Source organism: Oerskovia gallyi (assembly GCF_014836745.1).
Taxonomy (GTDB): domain Bacteria; phylum Actinomycetota; class Actinomycetes; order Actinomycetales; family Cellulomonadaceae; genus Oerskovia; species Oerskovia paurometabola.
This window is the reverse complement of the sequence record NZ_JACSQE010000008.1, coordinates 146,219-166,727: the sequence shown is the minus strand read 5'-3', so window position 1 is coordinate 166,727 and position 20,509 is coordinate 146,219. Positions and strand designations below refer to the sequence as shown.

The 20,509-nt window shown below is 72.0% G+C and carries 17 protein-coding genes; 8 read left to right on the top strand and 9 right to left on the bottom strand.

The genetic code is table 11. The annotated features are described in order from the left end of the window. Positions 1–39 precede the first annotated feature (39 nt). The 5 genes from H9640_RS19645 to H9640_RS11645 form a co-directional block, all read right to left on the bottom strand. On the bottom strand, positions 40–2,433 hold the full coding sequence (locus tag H9640_RS19645) for a glycosyltransferase (protein WP_191790863.1): 2,394 nt from the start codon (positions 2,431–2,433) through the stop codon (positions 40–42). Between the two features lie 93 nt (positions 2,434–2,526). Next, on the bottom strand, positions 2,527–3,501 hold the full coding sequence (locus H9640_RS11660; protein WP_191790862.1) for a glycosyltransferase family 2 protein: 975 nt from the start codon (positions 3,499–3,501) through the stop codon (positions 2,527–2,529). Next, positions 3,498–4,625 (bottom strand): glycosyltransferase family 4 protein, encoded by a 1,128-nt coding sequence (locus tag H9640_RS11655; RefSeq protein WP_318243756.1) that lies wholly within the window; start codon positions 4,623–4,625, stop codon positions 3,498–3,500. Before H9640_RS11655 ends, H9640_RS11660 begins: the two co-directional genes overlap by 4 nt. 106 nt (positions 4,626–4,731) lie before the next feature. After that, positions 4,732–6,006 (bottom strand): lipopolysaccharide biosynthesis protein, encoded by a 1,275-nt coding sequence (locus H9640_RS11650; RefSeq protein ID WP_191790861.1) that lies wholly within the window; start codon positions 6,004–6,006, stop codon positions 4,732–4,734. Then, on the bottom strand, positions 6,003–7,061 hold the full coding sequence (locus H9640_RS11645) for a glycosyltransferase family 2 protein (RefSeq protein ID WP_318243755.1): 1,059 nt from the start codon (positions 7,059–7,061) through the stop codon (positions 6,003–6,005). The genes H9640_RS11650 and H9640_RS11645 overlap by 4 nt, the downstream gene beginning before the upstream one ends. 66 nt (positions 7,062–7,127) lie before the next feature. On the opposite strand from H9640_RS11645, the gene H9640_RS11640 reads away from it, so the two are divergent. From H9640_RS11640 to H9640_RS11620, 5 genes are all read left to right on the top strand, one after another. Further along, positions 7,128–8,219, top strand: a complete 1,092-nt coding sequence (locus H9640_RS11640; protein ID WP_191790859.1) for a UDP-N-acetylglucosamine 2-epimerase — start codon at positions 7,128–7,130, stop codon at positions 8,217–8,219. Positions 8,220–8,280: 61 nt separating this feature from the next. Further along, positions 8,281–9,018, top strand: coding sequence for a glycosyltransferase family 2 protein (locus tag H9640_RS11635; protein WP_191790858.1), 738 nt, complete (start codon positions 8,281–8,283; stop codon positions 9,016–9,018). Further along, positions 9,015–9,410: a DUF2304 domain-containing protein gene (locus H9640_RS11630; RefSeq protein ID WP_191790857.1), complete on the top strand. Its 396-nt coding sequence runs from the start codon at positions 9,015–9,017 to the stop codon at positions 9,408–9,410. The genes H9640_RS11635 and H9640_RS11630 overlap by 4 nt, the downstream gene beginning before the upstream one ends. After that, positions 9,407–11,005: a DUF2142 domain-containing protein gene (locus H9640_RS11625; protein WP_191790856.1), complete on the top strand. Its 1,599-nt coding sequence runs from the start codon at positions 9,407–9,409 to the stop codon at positions 11,003–11,005. The genes H9640_RS11630 and H9640_RS11625 overlap by 4 nt, the downstream gene beginning before the upstream one ends. Before the next feature lie 25 nt (positions 11,006–11,030). After that, the gene (locus tag H9640_RS11620) at positions 11,031–12,161 is read left to right on the top strand and encodes a glycosyltransferase family 4 protein (protein WP_191790855.1); all 1,131 of its coding nucleotides are present in this window, start codon (positions 11,031–11,033) and stop codon (positions 12,159–12,161) included. Here the strand turns inward: H9640_RS11620 and H9640_RS11615 are convergent. Next, complete coding sequence (locus H9640_RS11615) at positions 12,142–12,759, bottom strand: dTDP-4-dehydrorhamnose 3,5-epimerase family protein (protein WP_191790854.1); 618 nt, start codon at positions 12,757–12,759, stop codon at positions 12,142–12,144. The two genes, H9640_RS11620 and H9640_RS11615, sit on opposite strands and share 20 nt — an antisense overlap. Before the next feature lie 115 nt (positions 12,760–12,874). Here H9640_RS11615 and rfbD point away from each other — a divergent pair, with 115 nt between their 5' ends. After that, positions 12,875–13,762: a dTDP-4-dehydrorhamnose reductase gene (gene rfbD / locus H9640_RS11610; RefSeq protein WP_225227073.1), complete on the top strand. Its 888-nt coding sequence runs from the start codon at positions 12,875–12,877 to the stop codon at positions 13,760–13,762. A 26-nt stretch (positions 13,763–13,788) separates the two neighbouring features. Here the strand turns inward: rfbD and rfbA are convergent, their stop codons facing one another. The 3 genes from rfbA to H9640_RS11595 all read right to left on the bottom strand — a co-directional run bounded on the left by rfbA (position 13,789) and on the right by H9640_RS11595 (position 16,401). Beyond that, positions 13,789–14,655 (bottom strand): glucose-1-phosphate thymidylyltransferase RfbA, encoded by an 867-nt coding sequence (gene rfbA, locus H9640_RS11605; protein ID WP_191790853.1) that lies wholly within the window; start codon positions 14,653–14,655, stop codon positions 13,789–13,791. A 27-nt stretch (positions 14,656–14,682) separates the two neighbouring features. Beyond that, positions 14,683–15,555, bottom strand: a complete 873-nt coding sequence (locus tag H9640_RS11600) for a glycosyltransferase family 2 protein (RefSeq protein ID WP_191790852.1) — start codon at positions 15,553–15,555, stop codon at positions 14,683–14,685. 75 nt (positions 15,556–15,630) lie between these two features. Next, positions 15,631–16,401: a TIGR03089 family protein gene (locus H9640_RS11595; RefSeq protein WP_225227072.1), complete on the bottom strand. Its 771-nt coding sequence runs from the start codon at positions 16,399–16,401 to the stop codon at positions 15,631–15,633. A gap of 150 nt (positions 16,402–16,551) precedes the next feature. Here H9640_RS11595 and H9640_RS11590 point away from each other — a divergent pair, with 150 nt between their 5' ends. Beyond that, complete coding sequence (locus H9640_RS11590) at positions 16,552–16,881, top strand: WhiB family transcriptional regulator (protein ID WP_036570549.1); 330 nt, start codon at positions 16,552–16,554, stop codon at positions 16,879–16,881. A gap of 108 nt (positions 16,882–16,989) precedes the next feature. Continuing rightward, positions 16,990–20,508, top strand: coding sequence for a glycosyltransferase (locus tag H9640_RS11585; RefSeq protein ID WP_191790851.1), 3,519 nt, complete (start codon positions 16,990–16,992; stop codon positions 20,506–20,508). Position 20,509: the final 1 nt, after the last annotated feature.

Sequence of the window (20,509 nt, the reverse complement as noted above, 5' to 3'; positions counted from 1 at the left end):
CCGGGGGGAGGCGGCCACGACCGGTCCCGTCCGGAGGAGTCAGCCTCGCCCGATCACGGGCAGACGACGCTTGACCTGGCGCCAGACCTTGCCTGCCTGCGCGGCCTGCGCTCGGGAGGCATCGACCGCTGCGACCTGTGCGAGCCGTTCGGCGATCAGGCGGCCCGCGGCCGCGGGGGAGTGCCGCGTCCGGATGTCGCGTGCGGCCGCCCTGCCCTTCGCGGCTGCCTGCTCGGGTGAGTCGACGACGGTCCTCATCCATCGCGCCGCGACCGCCAGGTCCGGGTCCGCCCAGGTGCTGCCGGCCGGGTAGGGCTCGTTGCCCGGAGGGATCGGCACAGGGGTCCACGGGACCAGGAAGGAGTTGTCGTCCGTCATGAACTGCATGTTCCCGGAGTAGGCCGTGGCGATGACGGGTTTGCCCCACGCCATGGCCTCGGCAAGTGTCAGTCCCAGGCCCTCGGCGCGGTGCAGCGACACGTAGCAGGTGCACGAGGCGACGAGAGCGTCGCGCTCGTCGCCGCTGAGATACCGCTCGACGAGGAAGACGTCCGGCTCGTCGGCCACCAGCAGCCTCAGACGCTCGGCCTCCGCCTCGCGTCGGTCGCCGTTGATCGACTTGATCACCAGGATCGGTCCTTCGTCGGGCGCGAACGCCGCCCGGAACGCCGCGACCACGCCCCAGGGATTCTTGCGCTCGGCGGTGCTGAGATAGTCGAACGCGAAGAGGAACACGGGGCGGCCCTCGGGAAGCCCCAGGCCGACGGGTGCCTCGAGGGCGCGGTCGCTGCGTTGCGGGAGAGGCGGCGGGACGGTGAGGACAGGGACCGGGGAGTGAGGCTCGATCGCTTCGCGGACGAAGTCCGTCGCGACCCAGACCTCGTCGACCGCGTCGAACCCTGCGTGCTGCGACGGGGGGAAGTCCTCGACCTCCCAGTACCACATGCCGATCCGGTAGGTCTTCGCGGCGAGGTCCCCTAGCGCGGCCACGATCTCCGGTGTCTGGTCCGCGTTCACGCACAGCAGGGTCGTGCTCAGCGCATGAGCGGAGGTCGAGGCCTGGTAGGTCGCGCTGGTGCGGCTCTGGAGCCGGTTGACGACCGGGACCGTGATGTACGGGACGTCGGCCGCGGCCAGTGCGCCCGTCATGAGCCGGGCGGACTCGCCGACCCCCAGCTCGCCGCTCAGATAGCCCACCACGTTGACCCCGCGCCGCGGGGAGTCGGCCACGACCGGTCCTGCCCCCGTGGCTGCTCGTCGCGAGGCGGCGACCGCGTCGCGCAGGAGGTCGGGGTCGTAGCGTTCCTCGTGCGTGCCGTGGGCCTCGGCCCAGTCGAGGAATGCGCGGGTGTGCTGACCGGGGACCAGGGGGAACGCGTCGCGCAGGTCGCTGCGGTGCTCGTAGACCGAGGCCAGGTAGCGGGCGACGGGTGCGGTGTGCCCGGTGGGGACCGGTTCGAGCAACCAGGCCGTCAGTGATGCGGCGTCCGAAGGGGCGAACGGGTCGGGTGGTGCGACGGGGTCGTCGGCGTGGTCGCGGTAGAGGGCACGCAGCTCGGCATGGACGGGGACACCGGTGGACGTCTCCTGCCAGGCCTCGAGGGGGTCGGAGGAGGCCGACCCGGCCTCCGAGGCGCGCTCGGCGGCCTCATGAGCGACGAGGGCCGCGAGGGCGGGATGCTCGCTCAGAAGGGTGCGTGAGCGCCGGTCGTCGCGGGTGTCGAAGATCCACGGGCGGGCGGGATCCATGGCCGAGAGGTCGACCGCGACGACCTCGTCGCCGTCGAGCGTCATCCCGCGAGAGCCCTCGGTACGCAGGAGCGCCGACGCTCCGGTGCTCCACCGGGAGACGAGCACAGCGTCGTCCTGGAGCAGCGAGTGCGGTACGAGTCCGGCCACGAGGTCGAGCCAGCTCGGTCCGACGGTCCAGTCGTGCGCCACGGCGAGCCACCTCGTGAGGTGCTCGACGCCCGCCGGCGCCAGACCGACGAGGTCCGTCGAGAGCACTCCCTGCACGGAGAGCGCCTCGAGGTCCGGAAGCCGTCCGTCCGTCAGGGGGCTGGAGGTGCGGGGGACGAAGCAGGCCCCGGTCGCGCGCGCGGCGTCGACGACTCGCCTCGGTGACGACGTGAACACGACGCCGGGCGAGGTGAGCAGCACGCTCGCCCCGTCCCTGAGCGAGCGGGCCGCCAGGTGCACCTGGAGGAGACGGACGAGCTGCTCGTCGTCGAGCAGGATCGCGGACCGGTGGAGGGGGCCGGCGTCGACGTCGAGGGCGGCGGGGCGGAGGACCTCTTCGCCACCGGTGACGGTGTACGTCCCGCCGACGTCCAGGACGATCGGTGTGGCCGACGGCTCGACCGCCTGGAGAGACCGGACGGTGGCGCGGGCGGCCGCAGCCTGCCCGGCGGTGACGACGATCGCGATGTGCACTCGTGCTCCACGGTGTGCGATGAGACGGGGGAACGCGAGCCTACCTCGCGAGGAGTGGCTCGCTGTCGACCCCCGAGGGACTGTCGGCAGGGTTCAGCGTCGGGTGCCGAGGGCGAACACGTCCGCTCGACGGGCTCGCGCCCCCCGCCACGTACGACGACGCTCGTCGAGCGCCCCGGGCAGCAGCCTGAGGGCGTCGCGGAGAGCCCTCCAGCGCGCTCGGACCAGGTCGGCCGGCTCGGTGCGGAGGGCGGAGTGCCGCACGGCTCCGGCGACCTGGCGCACGAACGAGGTGACCACGACAGCCGCCGGGGCGTGCCGGGAGAAGACCACGAGGGAGTTGCGGGTGTTGTAGTAGCGGAACAGTGGGCTCGAGGACCCCGAGCTCGCGGAGTGCTGGTGGTGGGCGACGGCACGCGGCTCGTACACGACTCGCCAGCCGCGGGCACGCATGCGCCACGACAGGTCGGTGTCCTCGTAGTAGAGGAACAGGCGGTCGTCGAAGCCGCCGACGTCCGCGAGCGTGGCCGTGCGCAGGAGAGCCGCACCGCCGCAGAACCCGAAGACGTCACGATCAGGGGTGACCGTGCCGTCGACCGCCAGCCAGTCACGGTCCCCGGCGCTGCCCGTCCGGGTCAGGACGTTGCCCGTCGAGTTCACGAGCACCCGGCCCGCCGGGTCCGGGTCGACGAGCACCATGTGCGCCGTCACCGCCCCGACGTCCTCGTTGCCCGGGCCGTCGAGGTCCTCGATCATGCGGCGCAGGGCGTCCGGGGCGAAGGTGGCGTCGTTGTTCAGCAGAGCGACGTAGCGTGCCGTGACGTCGAGCAGGCCCGAGTCGACCCCACCGGCGAAGCCGCGGTTGGTGGAGTTCACGACGACGCGGACGTCCGGGTAGCGCTCCTCGAGGAGGGCTACCGACCCGTCGGTGGAGGCGTTGTCGACGACGACGACCTCGAGCTCACCGGGCGCGAGGTCCTGCTCCAGCAGCGAACGCAGGCAGTCGTCGAGCAGATGGGCACCGTTCCAGTTGACGACCACGGCCCGGATCAGCGGCGAGGGCGTCATGCGGTCACCCCCAGGGCGTCACGGTAGGCCTGGACGGTGAGGTCTGCCGCTCTCCGCCAGGTGTACGCCTCGGCGTTGCGGAGCGCGGCGGAGGCGAGCTCGTCGTGCTGCGGACCGGCTGCCAGGGTGAGGGCGTGGGCGATCGCGTCGGCGTCGAGCGGGTCGACGAGGAGCGCTCCGTCGCCGACCACCTCGGCCATCGATGTCCCGGCTGACGTGACGACCGGCGTCCCGTGGGCCTGGGCCTCGAGCACGGGCATGCCGAACCCCTCCCAGAGGGACGGGAAGCAGAACACGCGGGCCGCGGAGTAGGCGACCTGCAGGTCGTCCCACGTCACGTGACCCAGCACGTGGACCCGGCCCGAGGGCAGGTTCGTGAGAGCGGTGCGGACCTCTGACGACGTGCTTCCCCAACCGTTCGGTCCGATCAGCACCAGGTCGAGGTCGTGGTCGTCGACGCTGCGCTCGAAGGCCGCCAGCAGGCGCCCGACGTTCTTGCGGGGTTCCAGGGTCCCGCACCACAGGACGAAGTCGCGTGCGAGCCCGTGCCGCGCCCTGAAGTCGGCCACCGCTGCGTCGGTCACGTCGGCCGCGGACGTCCCGTGGGGCACGACGTGGATCCTGTCCTTCTCGATGCCGGCCTCGACGCAGTCCAGCATCGTGGCGCGCGAGGGCACCACGACGACGTCCGCCTCGTCGCGCGTGATCTCGAGAGCCCGCTCGAAGAAGCGCACCCCCCGAGGCGTGAAGTGCTGCGGGCTACGCTCGAAGGCGAGGTCGTGGACCGTCACGACGAGCGGCGCCGAGCGTGGAGGGATCGCCCACGTCGTCGCGTGCACGACGTCGACGGGGCCGTCCGACGGGACCGAGGGCCTTCTGAGCCTGGACCATGCCTCGTACAGAGCGGGGCGGGGCAGCCGCGAGGCGAGGACCGGGAGGGTAGGGGGCAGGCCCTTCGTGTCTCCGGCGGCGCCTCGGGCACGGATGCCCGTCGGTGCCACGTCGGCACGCCCCACGAGCTGCGCCGCGAGCTCCTTGATGTACGTGCCGGACCCGCCCGGGACGTCCTGCCAGAGCTGCTCGACGGTCATCGAGACGTTGATGCGTGGCGCCTGTTCGTTCACCCGGACAGACTAGTTCGTCCGCTGGTCCCGTCCGTGACGGCGGACGTGCTTCGACGCGCGGGCGGACGACTGCCGCACCGCAACGCGCGAGGTGGTCTCCCGCGGTTCAGGCGACCCGGCCTGCGACCGTCGCGTCGACGCCGGTGAGCCTCCAGAGCGTGGTGAGCGCGAGGACGCTGCCCGCGACGGGGCCCAGGACGGCTCCCACGACTGTCGAGGCGACGATGTCCAGCGGGCTCAGGAGCAGCCACACCGCGGTCGTCGCGACGGACACGCCCCACACCACGATCATCCAGCGATAGCTCCCGAACGCGACCAGTGCTGCCGACATGAGCTGCAGCAGGCCCAGGACGCAGGCGGAGAAGACGAGCCCGGCCACGGCCTCCGGTGCCACGACGTAGTTCGCGCCGTAGGCGAGCTGCACCCCCCACGGGCCGACGAACCATGCCGCGACGGACCCCACCAGGGCGATCCCGAGAACACCGAGCGCCCCGAGGACGAGAAGCCGGCGCGAGTCGTGGGTCGTCTTCGTCGGGTCCTGCCGCCACGCCACGATCGTGGGGACGGCGAGGGCCTGGAGCGGCGCGACGAACAGGAGGGGTACGCGGGACACCGTGAGGGCCGCGAAGACGATCCCGCCCTCCACTCCCAGCGTGCCCCCGGAGAACGCGGTCACCATCGTCGGGTAGCCCGTGATCATGCAGGCCATGAGCGCGGCGGCGAGCATGAGCGAGCCGGCCCGGGCGAACGGTGCGCGCCAACCCGTCGACGTCGCGGCGGGACCCGCCTCGCGGCGGTCGACACGACGGGCCTGGCGGATCCAACCGATCCAGGCGTACGAACCGACCGCGACCGCGGCGGCGGCGGTGCCGAGCGTGACGCCGACCGTGACCCACACCGCGAGGAGCACGAGGAGCCGAACCGCTGCCTCGGCGATCACGATCCCGCTGTAGGCCGGGATGCGGTCGTTGCCCATCAGCAGACCACGGACCATGAACTGGACGGCGAACCCGAGCGTGGCGAGCACCACGAGCACCCCGAGCCGGCTGTCGGCCTCGCCGTAGAGGCGCTCGGCGACCGGGGGCAGGAGCGTGAGCGCTGCCGCCGCGGTCGCGATGACCGCGGCGGAGATCGCGACCCTGTGGATCGGGGCGCGCCCGGCGGTCGCGCCCTCGGCGGACTGCTTGGCGGCCTCCTGCTCGATCGTGGAGAGCGAGCTCGCCAGACCGAAGAGCACTCCCCAGTAGGAGACGAAGAGCCCGAAGTCCTCGGGGGAGAGGGCGCGACCGATCAGTGCGAGCAGCAGGTAGCCGACGACGCTCGAGACGGCGATCGCCAGCCCTACCCCGAGCACCCGCGAACCTGCGCGACGCTCGCTCACGAGGTGCGCGTTCTTCCACGGACCGCCGAGCGTGCGGCCAGGAAGTAGCCCCGGAGGACCCCTGCGCCGAACAGGACGACGAAGGCCGGAGTGAGCGCGGCGGCCGCGCCGACCTCGCGTCTGTTGCCACCGGCCACGCCGACCGCCATCGGCACGAGCAGCCATGCGGCGCCCAGGGCAGGAAGCCCCACCTTGGGCTCGAGCACGGCCAGCACGGCGAGGCCCACCCCCACGACGCTCGCCCCGACGAGGGCGCCACCCAGCAGGGCCGACTGGCCCAGGTAGCTGTCGACGAACGTCGTGCCCCGGAAGTACGCCTGTCGACGGAAGCCCTTCGCCCCGGCCTTGCCGTGGTAGGTGAACGCGAACTGCGGGGAGAGCCAGATCCGACGCTCGGTGGCGGCCCTGCGCAGCAGCCTCGTGTCGTCGCTCGCGAGCGCCTGCGTGTCGAAGAGCGAGTCGAACCCTGCGGCCAGCTCGAGGAAGTAGTCGCGCTCGAGGAACAGTGCGGTCGTGCCCTTCGGGTACTGGTCGAAGTCCTCGGCCCCGAACGAGACCAGGCGGGGATTCTTCGTGTACCTGCGCCAGCCGATCTTGGTCAGCCCGGACCAGAAGGCGGCGGTCGGGCTGCCCTTGGCCGCGACGTCCACGTGCCCGCACCAGACCCGCGCGGAGGGATGCTGCGGGAGGTTCGCGACCAGCCACCCGAACGCCTGCGGCGTCACGACGACGCGCGCGTCGAGGAGCAGTACCCAGGGGTTCGTCGCCGCGCGGACCCCGGCGACGCGAGCCGCCATCCTGCCGGCGTTGGCCTGGTGGACGACCCTGACCCGAGGGGACGCCGCGAGGTCGTCGACCACGGCGGGCGTGCCGTCGCTGCTGCCGTCGTCGACCACGACGACCTCCAGCTCGAGGCCTGCGCTCTCGCCCGCCTCGAGGACGGCCGTGACCGACCGGCGGATCCAGGTCTCCTCGTTGTACACGGGGATGACCACGCTGAGGGCCGTCAGGGTGACGCTCGTCGGGGGTGCGGCGTCGGGGAGTGAGGTGAGCACGGCCCCAGGATAGCGGTCCAGATCTGCCTGTAGGCTTGCCCGCAAACCACGGAGGAAGCAGCAACCTTGATCGCCTTCATCGTCGGCACCACGGCCGAGCTCATCAAGATCGCCCCTGTCCATCACGAGCTCGCGAGCCGCGGGCGAACGTCGGAGATCTGGTACACCGGGCAGCACGTCAAGGAGCTCCCGGGAGTCCTCGCCGACCTCGACCTCCCCGCCCCCACGGTGTGGCTCGTGCCGGAGCAGGGTGCGCAGAACCTCGCCAAGACCTCGCAGGTCCCCGGGTGGATGTTCCGCATCTTGCGGACCGTCACCTCTCGGCGCAAGGAGCTGCGTGCTCGCCTGCGCGCGGACGGCACGACGGCGATCGTGCTCGTCCACGGCGACACCTTCACGACGCTCATCGGCGCGATGATCGGACGCTCGCTCGGCGCGAAGGTCGGTCACGTCGAGGCCGGTCTGCGCAGCGGGCACCTGATGCACCCGTTCCCGGAGGAGATCAACCGCAAGGTCACGGCGCGGCTCGCTCACCTCCACTTCGCGCCGAGCGACGTCGAGGCGAAGAACCTCGCGGGGCGCAAGGGTGTCGTGGTGACGGGGGGCAACACCGTGATCGACTCGGTGCGGCAGGCGCTCGCCAAGAGCAGCGGTGACCTCAGGTCGGAGCTTCCCGACGGCTACGCGGTCGCCACGCTCCACCGCTTCGAGCTCGTCCGGGACCAGGAGGCCTACGCCGCCGCCCTCGCGGTCCTCAAGGAGCACTCGGCGCGCGTGCCGATCGTGTACTTCGCGGGCGAGTCCGAGAAGGAGCGGCTCCGCGAGTACGGGCTGCTGGCCGTGTTCGACGACCGCTTCGTGCTGCGGGACAAGCTCCGCTACGTCGACTTCCTGCCCGTGCTCTCGGGGGCGGACTTCGTCGTCACCGACAGCGGAGGCATGCAGGAGGAGTGCGCGCACCTCGGGATCCCGTGCGCCGTGCACCGCGTCAAGACGGAGCGGCACCAGGGGCTCGGCCAGAACGTGGTCCTGACCGGGATGGAGACCGGTCGGCTCGCGCACTTCCTCGCTCACGTGGACGACTACCGGACGAGTGACCGTACCGACGACGCCCGTCCGAGCGCGGTGGTCGTCGAGACCATCGGGCGGCTCGGCTGACGCTCGGCCGTCTGCCCATCGCACACCTGCACCCGTCCCGCAACCGGTAGGATTCCCTCACGTGACCGACCACTTCCCCCAGCAGGTTCTCGTCATCCTGCCTGCCTGGAACGAGCAGGAGGCACTGCCCGGCGTGCTCGACGACGTCCTGGCGACCCTGCCGACAGCGGACGTGCTGGTCGTCAACGACGGATCGACGGACCGCACGAGCGAGGTCGCGCGCCGAGGTCGGACGATGGTCCTGGACCTGCCGCTCAACCTCGGGGTGGGCGGTGCGATGCGCGCGGGCTACAAGTTCGCGCGGAACGAGGGCTACCAGTACGCGGTCCAGCTCGACGCCGACGGGCAGCACGACCCGCACGAGGTCGGGCGCCTTCTCGCGACGATGGCGGCCGAGGACGCGGACGTCGTGATCGGAGCCCGCTTCGCGGGCGAGGGGACGTACTCGGTGCGCGGTCCGCGTCGCTGGGCGATGAGCCTGCTGTCCGGAGTGCTCTCTCGTGTGGCGGGGACCCGGCTCACCGACACGACCTCCGGCTTCAAGGCCTCCAACCGGCGGGCGATCGAGCTCTTCGCGCGGGAGTACCCTGCCGAGTACCTCGGCGACACGGTCGAGTCGCTCGTGATCTCGGCGCGGTCCGGCCTGCGGGTCCGACAGGTGGGTGTGTCGATGCGCCCCCGTGCGGCGGGCACCCCGTCGCACAACCCCGTCAAGGCGGCCTTCTTCCTCCTGCGGGCGATCCTCGCCCTCGTGATCGCCCTGACCCGACCTGTGACGAACGAGCGTGAGCAACGATGAAGCTGTATTTCCTGGCCCTCGCCGTCTGCGTCGTGGCAGTCCTCTTCCTGGTCGCGATGCTCCGGACGCGCCGTCTCAAGGAGAAGTACGCCGCGGCATGGCTCGTGCTCGCGCTGGCCGTCTGCGTCGTGGGTGCCTTTCCTGCGGTGGTCGAGGCGATCGCGCGCCTCGTGGGCGTCGCTACGCCCAGCAACCTTCTCTTCGCAGCGGCGCTGGCGGTGCTGCTCGGGGTCTGCATCCAGATGAGCGTCGAACTGACGACGCTGGAGGAGGAGACGCGAACCCTCGCCGAGGAGGTGGCGATGCTGCGGCTGGACCTCGAGCGACGGCTCCCGTCGGAGACCGTCACGGGAGCAGCACCGGGCCGGGACGTCGAGGTCGACGAGCGATGAGCGAGGACACCCGGGTGAGTGCCGACCGCGCCGAGGACCCGGCCAAGGCCGTCGGAGCGATCGAGCCCGCCCGACCCCGCGACCGCTGGTCCCGGGCTGCGGGTGCCCGTCGCCCCGCGCTGCTCGTCGGTGCCGCACTCGTGCTCCTCCTGACCTACTTCGGTGCGTGGGCACTGTCCTCACCCGTCGGCTCGAGCCCGGACGAGGACTATCACCTCGCGAGCATCTGGTGCGCGCAAGGTGACCGTGAGGGCGCCTGCGAGGTTCCCGCCGACGGCCAGTCCGTCATGATCCCGCCGCAGGTACGCAACGCTCCGTGCTTCGCCTTCGACAGCGCCGTCTCGGGGGCGTGCCAGAGCCCCGACCACGTCTTCGACGACGAGGAGCTCGTCGAGACCGAACGCGGGAACTTCGGCGCGCACGCGGGCTCGTACCCTCCGGGGTTCTACAACGTGATGAGCCTGTTCGTCGGGCCGGACGTCGAACGCTCCGTGCTGGTGATGCGCCTCGTGAACGCCGTGCTGGCCGTCGCGATGATCGGCCTCACGTTCGTCGCGTCGCAGGGTAGGGCTCGACGCGGTCTCGTCGCGACCGCGGTCGTCACCCTGGTCCCGCTGGGAGCGTTCATCATCCCGTCCGTGAACCCCAGCAGCTGGGCCGTCGTCTCGGCGCTGACCCTCTTCTTCGGGGTCTTCGGTTTCCTGAGCTCGACGCGGCGCTGGAGGACGGTGCTGCTCGGCGTGGTCTCGGTGGCCGCGGTGGCCATGGCCTCGAGCGCCCGGGCCGACGCATCCGCCTACGCGATCATCGCGATCGGCGCGGCGTCGGTCGTGGCCCTGGCAGCCGGTCGCCTCTCGCGGACCTTCCTCGTCCGGCTGGTGCTGCCCGTGCTCCTTGCGGTCGTCTCGGCGGTGAGCTACCTGACGGCCGGTCAGGCCGGCGCGGCAGGCCAGGCCGCGGGCCGCGGGCCGAGCAACTTCGTCTTCGTCGCCTGGGAGGCTCTGCACTACTGGGTCGGCGCTCTGGGGCTGAGCCCGCTCGGTTGGCTCGACACCCCGATGTCGGGGATCGTGTGGGTCTCGACGACCGGCGCCTTCTTCGCGGTCCTCTTCGTCGCGATCGGCTACGTCGGCCGGTGGCGCGGCATCATGGTGGCTCTCGTGGCTCTTGCGGCGGTCCTCCTGCCGACCTACATCGAGGCGACGGCGGAGCAGCCCCTGGGCAGCGTCCAGGCTCGTTACATCTACCCGTTGCTCATCGTCCTCGCGGCCGTCGCGGCGCTCAGCACGGAGCGACGGGCGTTCGCGCTGACACCGGTCCAGCGGTGGGTCGTCGTGTGCGCGATCGGCGCCGCGAGCATCGTGTCGTTGTACGAGAACATCCGCCGCTACGTGACGGGCAACGACATCACAGGTGCACGGCTGGTGCCGGGGGAGTGGTGGTGGAGCGATCTTCCCGTCTCTGCCGAGGTGGTCTGGCTGGTCGGTTCGTTCGTCGCGGTCGCCACGTTGGTGATCGCGTCTGCTCAGCTCGTCGACCGTCGTGCCGACCTTGCACCGCACGCGGGCGAGCGACCGGGCGAGCCTCGGCCGTAGCCCCCCACCCGATCGGAGCCTCTCTGTGCACGTCCTGCTCGACGCCACCGCAGTCCCCGCCGACCGGGGCGGTGTGGGGCGCTACGTCGACGACCTGGTCCCCGAGCTGATCGCGGCAGGGGTCGACCTGACGCTCGCGGTACAGCCACGAGACCTCGACGCCTACGGGAAGATCGCCCCCGAGGCCAGGTTGGTCTCCGCCCCGCCGTCTGCCGGTCGTCGTGCGGTGCGCATGGCGTGGGAGCAGACGGGCCTGCCCGCTCTGATCCGCAAGGTGCGCCCCGACGTCGTCCACAGCCCGCACTACACGTTGCCGCTCGCGGCGGGCGTCCCCGTCGTCGTGACGCTCCACGACGCGACCTTCTTCACGACGCCTGAGCTGCACCTGCGCTCGAAGGCCGTGTTCTTCCGGAACGCGATCCGGCTGGCGTCCCGGCGGGCGGATGCCCTCGTGGTCCCCTCGCGAGCGACGAGGGACGAGGTGCTGCGTCTCGTCGGTGGCCAGCAGGACAAGTTCTTCGTGGCGTACCACGGCGTCGACCACGCCAGGTTCCACGCGACGAGCCCGTCCGAGCAGGAGCGGGTCCGCAGCACCCTCGACATCGGGAACCTGCCGTACGTGGGGTTCCTCGGGACGCTCGAGCCTCGCAAGAACGTGCCCGCGCTCGTCCGCGGGTGGGTGCGGGCCTGCGAGGGTCTCACCACGCCACCTGCTCTGGTCCTCGCGGGCGGCCGTGGGTGGGACGACGCGATCGACGTGGAGATCGCCAAGGTGCCCGACCGTCTGACGGTCCGTCGGCCCGGATACCTGCCGCTCGACGACCTGCCCGCCTTCCTCGGCGGCGCGACCGTCCTCGCCTACCCGAGCCTCGGTGAGGGCTTCGGGCTACCGGTGCTCGAGGCGATGGCGTGCGGGGCGACCGTCCTCACGACCCGAGAGCTCTCGTTGCCCGAGGTCGGTGGAGACGCGGTGGCGTACTGCGGGACGGCCGACGAGGACATCGCCGTGGCGCTCCGAGGCCTGCTCGAGGACCCTGCACGCCGAGAGCTGCTGAGCGGGGCCGCCGTGGCCCGGGCGCAGGACTTCACCTGGGCCCGGGCGGCGCAGACCCACGTCGAGGCCTACGAGTCGGCGGTCAGGCGCGCAGGGAGGTGACGTACGCCTCGACCGCGTCCGCGGTGGGGAGGAGTCCCTGCGCGGCGGCCTCGCTCAGGCTCGGCGCCGCGAGGTCCTTCTCCGACAGGAGCGGCGTCAGGGAGGTCCCGTCGCGACCGACGGTCGGCCACTCGATGCCGACCTCGGGGTCGAGCGGGTGGATGCCGTGCTCGCGCCCGGGCGAGTACCCCGTGGAGCAGAGGTAGAGGACGGTCGAGTCGTCCTCGAGCGACATGAACGCGTGGCCCAGACCCTCGCCGAGGTAGATGGCGCGGCGGTCCACGTCGTCGAGGAGGACCGAGTCCCACCGGCCGAACGTCGGCGAGCCGACACGGATGTCGACCACGACGTCGAGGACCGCTCCCTTGGCGCACGTCACGTACTTGGCCTGGCCCGGCGGCACGTCGGCGAAGTGGATCCCCCGGAGCACACCGGCGGCCGAGACCGAGCAGTTGGCCTGCTGGAGGTCGAGGGGGTGCCCGAGGGCCTCCGCGAAGGCATCGGCCTTGAACCACTCGAGGAAGACGCCGCGAGGATCGCCGAAGGTCTTCGGGGTGATCTCCCAGGCGCCGGGAACTGCGAGCTCTCTGTACTGCAACGTTTCTCCTCGACTGGTGGGGCCCGCGGGGGTGGCGCCGCAGGCCCTAAGATCATACGTGGCCGTCGGCCGAGGCATCCGGCCCGGCGGGCGAGCGGAGATCGATGGAGGACCCTTGACGGAGACGTACCAGGCCGAGCCCGACCTTCGAGCCGACGGGCGGCGATGGCTCGTCGTCGGGGCTCGGGGAATGCTCGGCCAGGACATGATGTCGCGGCTCACGGGCGCGGGTGTCGACGTGACGCCCGCGGACAGGTCCACGATCGACATCACGGACCCGGTCTCCGTCACGTCGAGCGTCGAGGGGTTCGACGTCGTGGTCAACTGTGCCGCCTGGACCGCGGTCGACGACGCGGAGGAGCAGGAGGCCGGGGCGTTCTCGGTCAACGGGGTGGGGGCCGCGAACCTGGCCCGGGCCACGGCCGGGACCGGCGCCCGTCTCGTCCAGGTGTCGACCGACTACGTGTTCGACGGGCATGCGGACATCCCGTACCCCGAGGACGCCCCGATCGCGCCCCGCTCGGCCTACGGCCGGACCAAGGCCGCCGGCGAGTGGGCGGTCCGGGCGGAGAACCCGGACCACCTGATCGTGCGCACCGCGTGGCTCTACGGCGCACGGGGTGCGTGCTTCCCGAAGACCATGGCACGCCTCGCGGGGGAGCGGGACTCGCTCTCGGTCGTCGACGACCAGGTCGGGCAGCCCACCTGGACGGTCGACCTGGCCGACCTGATCGTGCGCCTGGTCCAGGCCGGTGCACCGAGCGGCACCTACCACGGCACCTCGAGCGGCAGCACCTCGTGGTTCGGGTTCACGGAGGCGGTCGTCGCGTCGTCGGGGGCCGAGGTCGACCTTCAGCGCACCACGAGCGCGGCCTTCGCCAGCAAGGCTCCCCGGCCTGCCTACTCGGTGCTGGGGCACGAGGCGCTCGAGCGCATCGGTGTCGAGCCGATCGGTCCGTGGCGCGAGCGGTGGCAGCTCGCCGCGGCCGCCGTGCTCGCCTGACCGCCCTTCGTCGCACGGCCGGTGCGTCAGTCGCGCTCGAGCAGACCGAGCAGGTAGGTGCCGTAGCCGGACTTGACGAGCTTCTCCGCACGTTCGCGCAGCTCGTCGTCGGACAGGAACCCTCGGCGCCAGGCGACCTCCTCGGGAGCGCCGACCTTGAGCCCCTGGCGGTGCTCGATCGTCTTCACGAAGTCGGACGCCTCGACGAGCGAGTCGAACGTCCCGGTGTCGAGCCAGGCGGTGCCGCGCGGGAGGACCTCGACCTGCAGACGTCCTTGCTCGAGGTAGGTCCGGTTCACGTCCGTGATCTCGTACTCCCCTCGGGCGGACGGGGCGAGGTCACGGGCGATCGCGACGACGTCGTTGTCGTAGAAGTACAGGCCGGGGACCGCGTAGTTCGACTTGGGCTCGGCCGGCTTCTCCTCGAGCGAGAGCGCCTTGCCGTCGGCGTCGAACTCGACGACCCCGTAGGACGTCGGGTCGGCGACGCGGTAGGCGAAGACGGCGCCGCCGTCGAGGTCGGCGTACCGGGAGAGCGTCGAGCCCATCCCGGGGCCGTAGAAGATGTTGTCGCCCAGGACGAGCGCGGCGGCGTCGTTGCCGATGAAGTCCGCCCCCAGGACGAACGCCTGGGCGAGGCCGTTCGGCTCGGCCTGGACGGTGTACTCGATCGAGACGCCGAACTGCGAGCCGTCGCCCAGCAGCCGTCGGAACTGGTCGGCGTCGTGCGGCGTCGTGATGATCAGGATGTCCTTGATACCCGCGAGGATCAGTGTGGAGAGCGGGTAGTAGATCATCGGCTTGTCGTAGACGGGGACGAGCTGCTTGCTGATGCCGAGGGTGATCGGGTGCAGACGAGTGCCGGATCCGCCGGCCAGGATGATTCCACGCATGCGGGCCATTGTGCCGCATGCTGCGGATCAGCCGCGCCGTGCGGTCCTGATCTCGATCCGCTCGCGCGCGGCCAGCCCGAGCGAGAGCAACCAGCGCAGCGGTGCCTGGTACCAGGCACCGTAGCGTCCCGTCAGGTAGCGGCGGGCGCTGACGTGGTGCGCACGGATCATGGGCGCCGGGTCCTTCTTCCACGACACGCCCTGCACGTGGGTCACGACCGCTGCCGGGACGAACACGTTCGCCCAGCCGGCCTGCCCGAGGCGGTCTCCCAGGTCGAGGTCCTCGAAGAACATGAAGTAGCCCTCGTCGAACCCTCCGACCTGCTCGAAGGCCTCGCGCCGGAGCAGGAGGCACGCCCCGGACAGCCAGCCCGCGGCCCGCTCGGTGTCGCTCCTCGAGGTGTTCGCGCTCCGGTAGGCGGTCGACCACGGGTTGCTCGGCCAGACCTTGCCCAGCACCGCGTGCCCGGCACCCAGGCGGAGGGAGGGGATCGCGCGCGCTGACGGGTACTCGGTCCCGTCGGTGTTGAGGATCCGAGGGCCGAGCGAGCCTGCCCGCTCGTGGCGGGTGCCCGCCTCGAGGAGGACGTCGAGGGAGCCTGGTGCCCAGACGAGGTCGGGATTGGCGACGACGACCCAGTCGCCTCCCGCCCCGCGGGCCCCGAGGTTCGCCGCGCGGCCGTAGCCCAGGTTGCCGCCGGACTCGACGAGGCGGGTCCCTTCCTCCTGGGCGAGCCGTCGCGCGATGTCGCTCGGCCCACCGTTGTTCACGAGGACGAGCTCTGTCGTGCGGGTGGTCGCCGTCCGGAGCGAGGTCGCGAAGTCGACGAGCTCCGTCCCGGGGTTGTAGACGACGCAGATGACACGGAGGGCGTTGGGTGCGCCGGCGGGGCTGCTCATGATGTCGCACAGCCTATCGACCGGAACGGCCCGCTCGAACCACTCCTGGCGGGGGGTGGGAAGCGTTCCCGCACGTCAGTCGGTGATTCTCTCGGTCTCTCGGAGGCGCGCGAGGCGTGCGGGGTCGTTCACGAGCGCGCCGGTGGTCGTGGACGAGGTCACGACCACCGATCCGTCGAGCGCCAGAGCCCCCAGCGTCCGGCGCAGCAGCGGGAGCGCGTGCTCCTCGCCGACGAGGGTCCGGGGCGCGGACGCCGACGGGACCGGTGCGCTGGCGAGGGCCCAGGCGACGAGCCCGTCGTGGGAGACGTCGGGCTCGATCGCGACGGCGTCGGGGTCGGCCTCCTCGACCCAGCCGATCTGGTCGCCGTAGGTCATGACGGCCGAGCCTGCGTCGATCGCGCCGGCGGGCAGGTCGCCGTCGAACCGGCGGGCGAGCGCAGGCAGCGGGACCGCGACGAGCTGTGCGCCGGTCCCCGCCCAGGAGGCGGGGCGCGAGGTCACGACGACGTCGATGCCGCGGGCCTCCTCCTGCCGGACGGCGTCTCCACCCGGCGAGGGCTGAGCCAGCACGAGCGTGGCACCTGTTCGCCACGTGGCGAGCGCCCAGACGATCGAACGCCAGTGCGGTGGAAGGTCGAGCAGCACACGGGTTCCGGGGGCGGCGTCGAATTCCTCGACGAGCAGGTTGACGGTTTTGTTGACCCAGTTGTGCAGGACCGCGCCCGACAGCTCGACGCGCTCGCCGTCCTCTCCGTACCAGGTGAGACGTGGTCGACCGGGGTCTCGGGTGATGAGACGCTGCAGGTCAGCGATGTGCATAGGAGGGGTCGAGGATGCGGCCATGCGGCCCAGCCTAGGACGCGCCGAGACGTCCGACGTCGTGATTTCACCCACCGAATCGCCCGGATAGCACATTTCGGCTTGACGGACGTGGATGACACGCGTGTAATTTCTCTAATGCAGTTTTCATATAACGGCATGAAGGGGCGCATCATGTGGAACGTGCTGGGCGATGATCTGGGGGCCTTTCCCTCGGACGCAGGTCAGCCGGTAGAGACGGTGGCTCCTGTGCTGCCTCTCTTCGGCGAGGTCGTGGACGACGGGCTCATGGGTTGGCAGGAGCGCGCGCTGTGCGCTCAGACCGACCCCGAGGCGTTCTTCCCCGAGAAGGGGGGATCGACGCGCGAGGCCAAGAAGGTCTGCACGGGCTGCGAGGTCCGGGCCGAGTGCCTCGAGTACGCGCTCGAGCACGACGAGCGCTTCGGCATCTGGGGCGGGCTCTCCGAGCGCGAGCGTCGCAAGCTCAAGCGCCGGGTGGTCTGAGCACTCTCCGGCCATCAGGTCGGAGCGGGCGAACTGTCGCTCGGGTCGACGACCTGCCGTGTCGAGGTCCCACGATCTGCGCAGAGCGCGGGTCATGATGTGGCCAGGATGACTTCTTCAGACACGACCACGGTGACCGGTCCCTTCCAGCAGCCAGGTGCGGCGCAGCAGCGCGCACGTGGTGCGTCGCCCCACGCCGCTGCGGCGGTGACCGGCTCGGTGCCCGCCGTCGTCTCCGTGACCGCGGTGGTCGTCACCCAGGGCCACACCCGCTACCTGCCGCACACGCTCGACGCCGTCCGGTCGCAGTCGGTCGCCCCGGACGCCGTGATCGTGGTGGACGTCGCCGCGTCCCAGGCGATGAGCGAGTACCAGGAGCTCCAGCTCGGTGGCGCGCGTTTCCTCGCGGCCCCTCACGCACGCACCTTCGGGCAGGCCGTGGACATCGCGCTCGCGTCTCGCGGCGCACAGGACTCGCCGACCTGGCTCTGGCTCCTGCACGACGACTCCACCCCCGAGCCCGGCGCCCTGGCGGAGCAGCTCCGGGCGGTCGAGCACTCGAACGCCGTGGCGGTCGCGGGCGCGAAGCAGCGCCGCTGGGACCTGGACGGCGACTCCGACGGGGTGCTCCTCGAGGTCGGGTTCACGGTCTCCCCGCTCGGTCGCCGGATGACCGGGATCGACGAGCACGAGATCGACCAGGGCCAGCACGACGCCCGCGAGGACGTCTTCGCGGTGGGCCTCGCCGGGGCGCTGGTGCGCACGTCGGTCTGGCAGGCGCTGGAGGGTACCGACCCCGAGTACGGGGTGTTCGGTGACGGGCTCGACTTCTGCCGCCGCGCGCGCCTCGCGGGGCACCGTGTCGTGGTCGTGCCGCGTGCCGTGGTCCGGCACGCGCAGGCGTCGCTCCTCGACCTGCGCGACGAGGGGCGCCACGAGGACGAGGACGAGTCCCGGACGCCGGACGTCGAGGCGTCGTACGGACCTCGGCGGCGCAGCCACCTGCACTACCGGCTCGTGAGCGTCGCGTGGCCGATGCTCGTGCCGGCCGTGCTCGCCATGATCCTGTGGGCGCCGTTCCAGGCGATGTACCGTCTCGCGATCAAGCGACCGGCACAGGCGCGGGACGAGCTCCTGGCGCCGCTCTGGGCCGTCGTGCGGCTCCCCGCGCTAGCCAGGTCTCGCCGGGCGGTCCGCCGCACGAGCGTCCTTCCCCGACGCGCGCTGACACCTCTCCAGGGCTCCTGGCGCGACGTCCTCGGGGAGCGCCGGGACCACCGGCTGGCGAACGCCGAGGAGCACCGGGTCTCGACGGCTCCCACGGATCTCGAGCGGGCCGAGCTCCGCGCGATCGGTCGTCGGCGTCGGGCCATGCTCGGGCTGCTGACGCTCGGCCTCCTCGCACTGACCGCGACCGTCTTCGGGTCCGTGCTGGGGGCTCTTGCCGCGGGTGGACGCTTCGTCGGTGGCGAGCTCCTCCCGGCGGACGGGAGCCTCGCGGCCATCTGGCAGGCGGCGACCGGTGGCTGGGTCGCGGACGGGCTGGGAGCGCCCGCACCTGCGGACCCCTTCACGACGTTCCTCCTCCCGTTGGCGCTGCTCGGCGGCGGGTCGCTGCAGCCGGCGGTCGGCGTCATGGTGGTGCTGTCGTTCGTGGTGGCGGGGCTGGGCGCCTGGTTCGCCGCGGGCGGGGTGACCCGCTCGGTCTCGCTGCGCGCCTGGGCGGCGATCGTGTGGGTGGCGGCCCCCTCCTTCGTCCTCGCGCTCGGCGACGGGCGGCTCGGTGCCCTCGTCGCGCACGCCGCTCTTCCCTGGGCCGCGCTGGGGATCCTGCGTGCCCTCGGGGTGCAGGCGTACGACGAGCTCAGCCCCGCCCTGGGGGCACCCGGCCGTGTCCACCCGTCGGGGCGCCGTGCGCTTCGACGCCGGCGGCCAGGATCGGTCGGCGCGGCGGCAGCCGCCGGGCTCGCCCTGCTCGTCGCGGTGTGCGGAGCCCCGATCCTCCTCCCGGTGTTCGTCCTGGCGTTGGGCGTGGTCGCGGTGGCGGCCCGTCAGCACCGCCGGTACCTGCTCCTGGTGCTGCTTCCCTCGCTCGTGCTCCTCGCTCCCTTCTGGTACCGCATCGGCACCACCTGGACGGACGGCGGGTGGCGCCTCCTGGCGACCGGGCCCGGAGTACCCGTCGGTTCCGACGCGGCACCGGCCTGGCAGCAGCTGCTCGGCCTCCCGGTGACGGGTGCCCCGTGGTTCGGTCTGGACGGCGGTGTGCTCGGTGAGGTCGCACGTCTCGCGCCGATGGCGACGGGAGCCCTGGTGGCCGTGCTGGCCGTGCTCGCCCTCTTCCGCGCACGGGTGGCGGGTGTGGCCTGTGCATGGTTCATCGCCGCGCTGGGCCTCGCGGCCGCCGTGGTCACCGGGGCGATCGAGGTCGCCGGCTCGGCCGAGGGGCCCGTCCACGGCTGGCCCGGGGCCGGGGTCTCGGTCGTCCTGCTGGGGCTGCTGGGCGCTGCTCTGCTCGGTGCTCCCGGGCTGCGGACCGCTCGGCGGCCTGCCCCGGAGGGCGACCCGGTCGCGATCCCGGAGGCGGAGGTCGCGCAGACGTCCGGAGAGTCGTCCGCAGGCACGGTCGGCCTGCAGTCTCCCCCCGAGGAGGGCCCGCGTGGCGAGCGACGGGAGCGCACGCTCGCCGGGTGGCGGGCAGGCAGCGTCGCTCTGCTCGCGCTGGTCGCGGTCGTGGTCCCTGTCGCATCGGTGGTGTCGTGGACCATGGCGGCCACCGATCGCGACGGGGCCGTCGGAGACCTGGTCGTCGCCACCGAGCCGGTGGTCCCCAAGGTCGGCCAGCAGATGCAGGACTCCGAACGCGAGGTGCGCGTCCTGTCGCTCGAGCTCGCCCCCGGCGGCGTCCTCGAGTACGCGCTCCTGCGAGGGGACGGCCCGCAGATGATCGACGCGTCGAGCGTCGTGCAGGCGCGGGCCATGACCGACCCGGCGTACGCGCAGGGAGACCTGCCCGCGGTCGTGGCAGGCATGGCGACGGGGAGTGCTGCCGGTGCGGCGCGCGAGCTCGGCGACCTGGGCGTCGGGGCCGTCGTGCTGCCGACCTCGACGACCGAGGACGCCGTCGCCGAGCGTGAGCGCGCCGAGCTCGTGGCCCGTCTCGACATGGTGCCGGGGCTCGAGCGCGTGACGGAGGGCCAGACGTCGGTCCTGTGGCGCGTCGCTCCCGGTCCGCTGGAGACGGACGCGCCGGCGTGGGCGCGGGTGGTCGCTGCCGTGCCGACCTCCGGCCAGGAGGACGAGGCCGGGCCCGTCGTGGTCGAGCGGCTCCTTCCCGCCGACGACAAGTCGGTCGAGACGCGTGTCGAGGCGGGCGGTGCCGAGCGCGCGATCGTGCTCGCCGAGACCGCGGACCCTGGGTGGGTCGCGACGCTCGACGGGCGCGTCCTCGAGCGCGCCGAGGTCGACGGACGCCAGGCCTTCCTCCTCGGCTCCGAGGCGGGTTCCCTGTCGATCGACTTCGTCCCCGCGCACCGGCCGCCCTGGCTCGCCGTGGCGGGGCTGACCCTGCTGATCTTCGTGCTCCTCGCCGTACCGGTGGGACGTCGTCGGACCGGAACGAGGTAGT

Coding starts and splice junctions, on each gene's coding strand:
- H9640_RS11660 (WP_191790862.1), bottom strand. CDS start 3,501: ATGACGCCCTCGCCGCTGATCCGGGCCGTGGTCGTCAACTGGAACGGT.
- H9640_RS11630 (WP_191790857.1), top strand. CDS start 9,015: ATGAAGCTGTATTTCCTGGCCCTCGCCGTCTGCGTCGTGGCAGTCCTC.
- H9640_RS11625 (WP_191790856.1), top strand. CDS start 9,407: ATGAGCGAGGACACCCGGGTGAGTGCCGACCGCGCCGAGGACCCGGCC.
- rfbA (WP_191790853.1), bottom strand. CDS start 14,655: ATGCGTGGAATCATCCTGGCCGGCGGATCCGGCACTCGTCTGCACCCG.
- H9640_RS11600 (WP_191790852.1), bottom strand. CDS start 15,555: ATGAGCAGCCCCGCCGGCGCACCCAACGCCCTCCGTGTCATCTGCGTC.
- H9640_RS11595 (WP_225227072.1), bottom strand. CDS start 16,401: ATGGCCGCATCCTCGACCCCTCCTATGCACATCGCTGACCTGCAGCGT.
- H9640_RS11590 (WP_036570549.1), top strand. CDS start 16,552: ATGTGGAACGTGCTGGGCGATGATCTGGGGGCCTTTCCCTCGGACGCA.
- H9640_RS11585 (WP_191790851.1), top strand. CDS start 16,990: ATGACTTCTTCAGACACGACCACGGTGACCGGTCCCTTCCAGCAGCCA.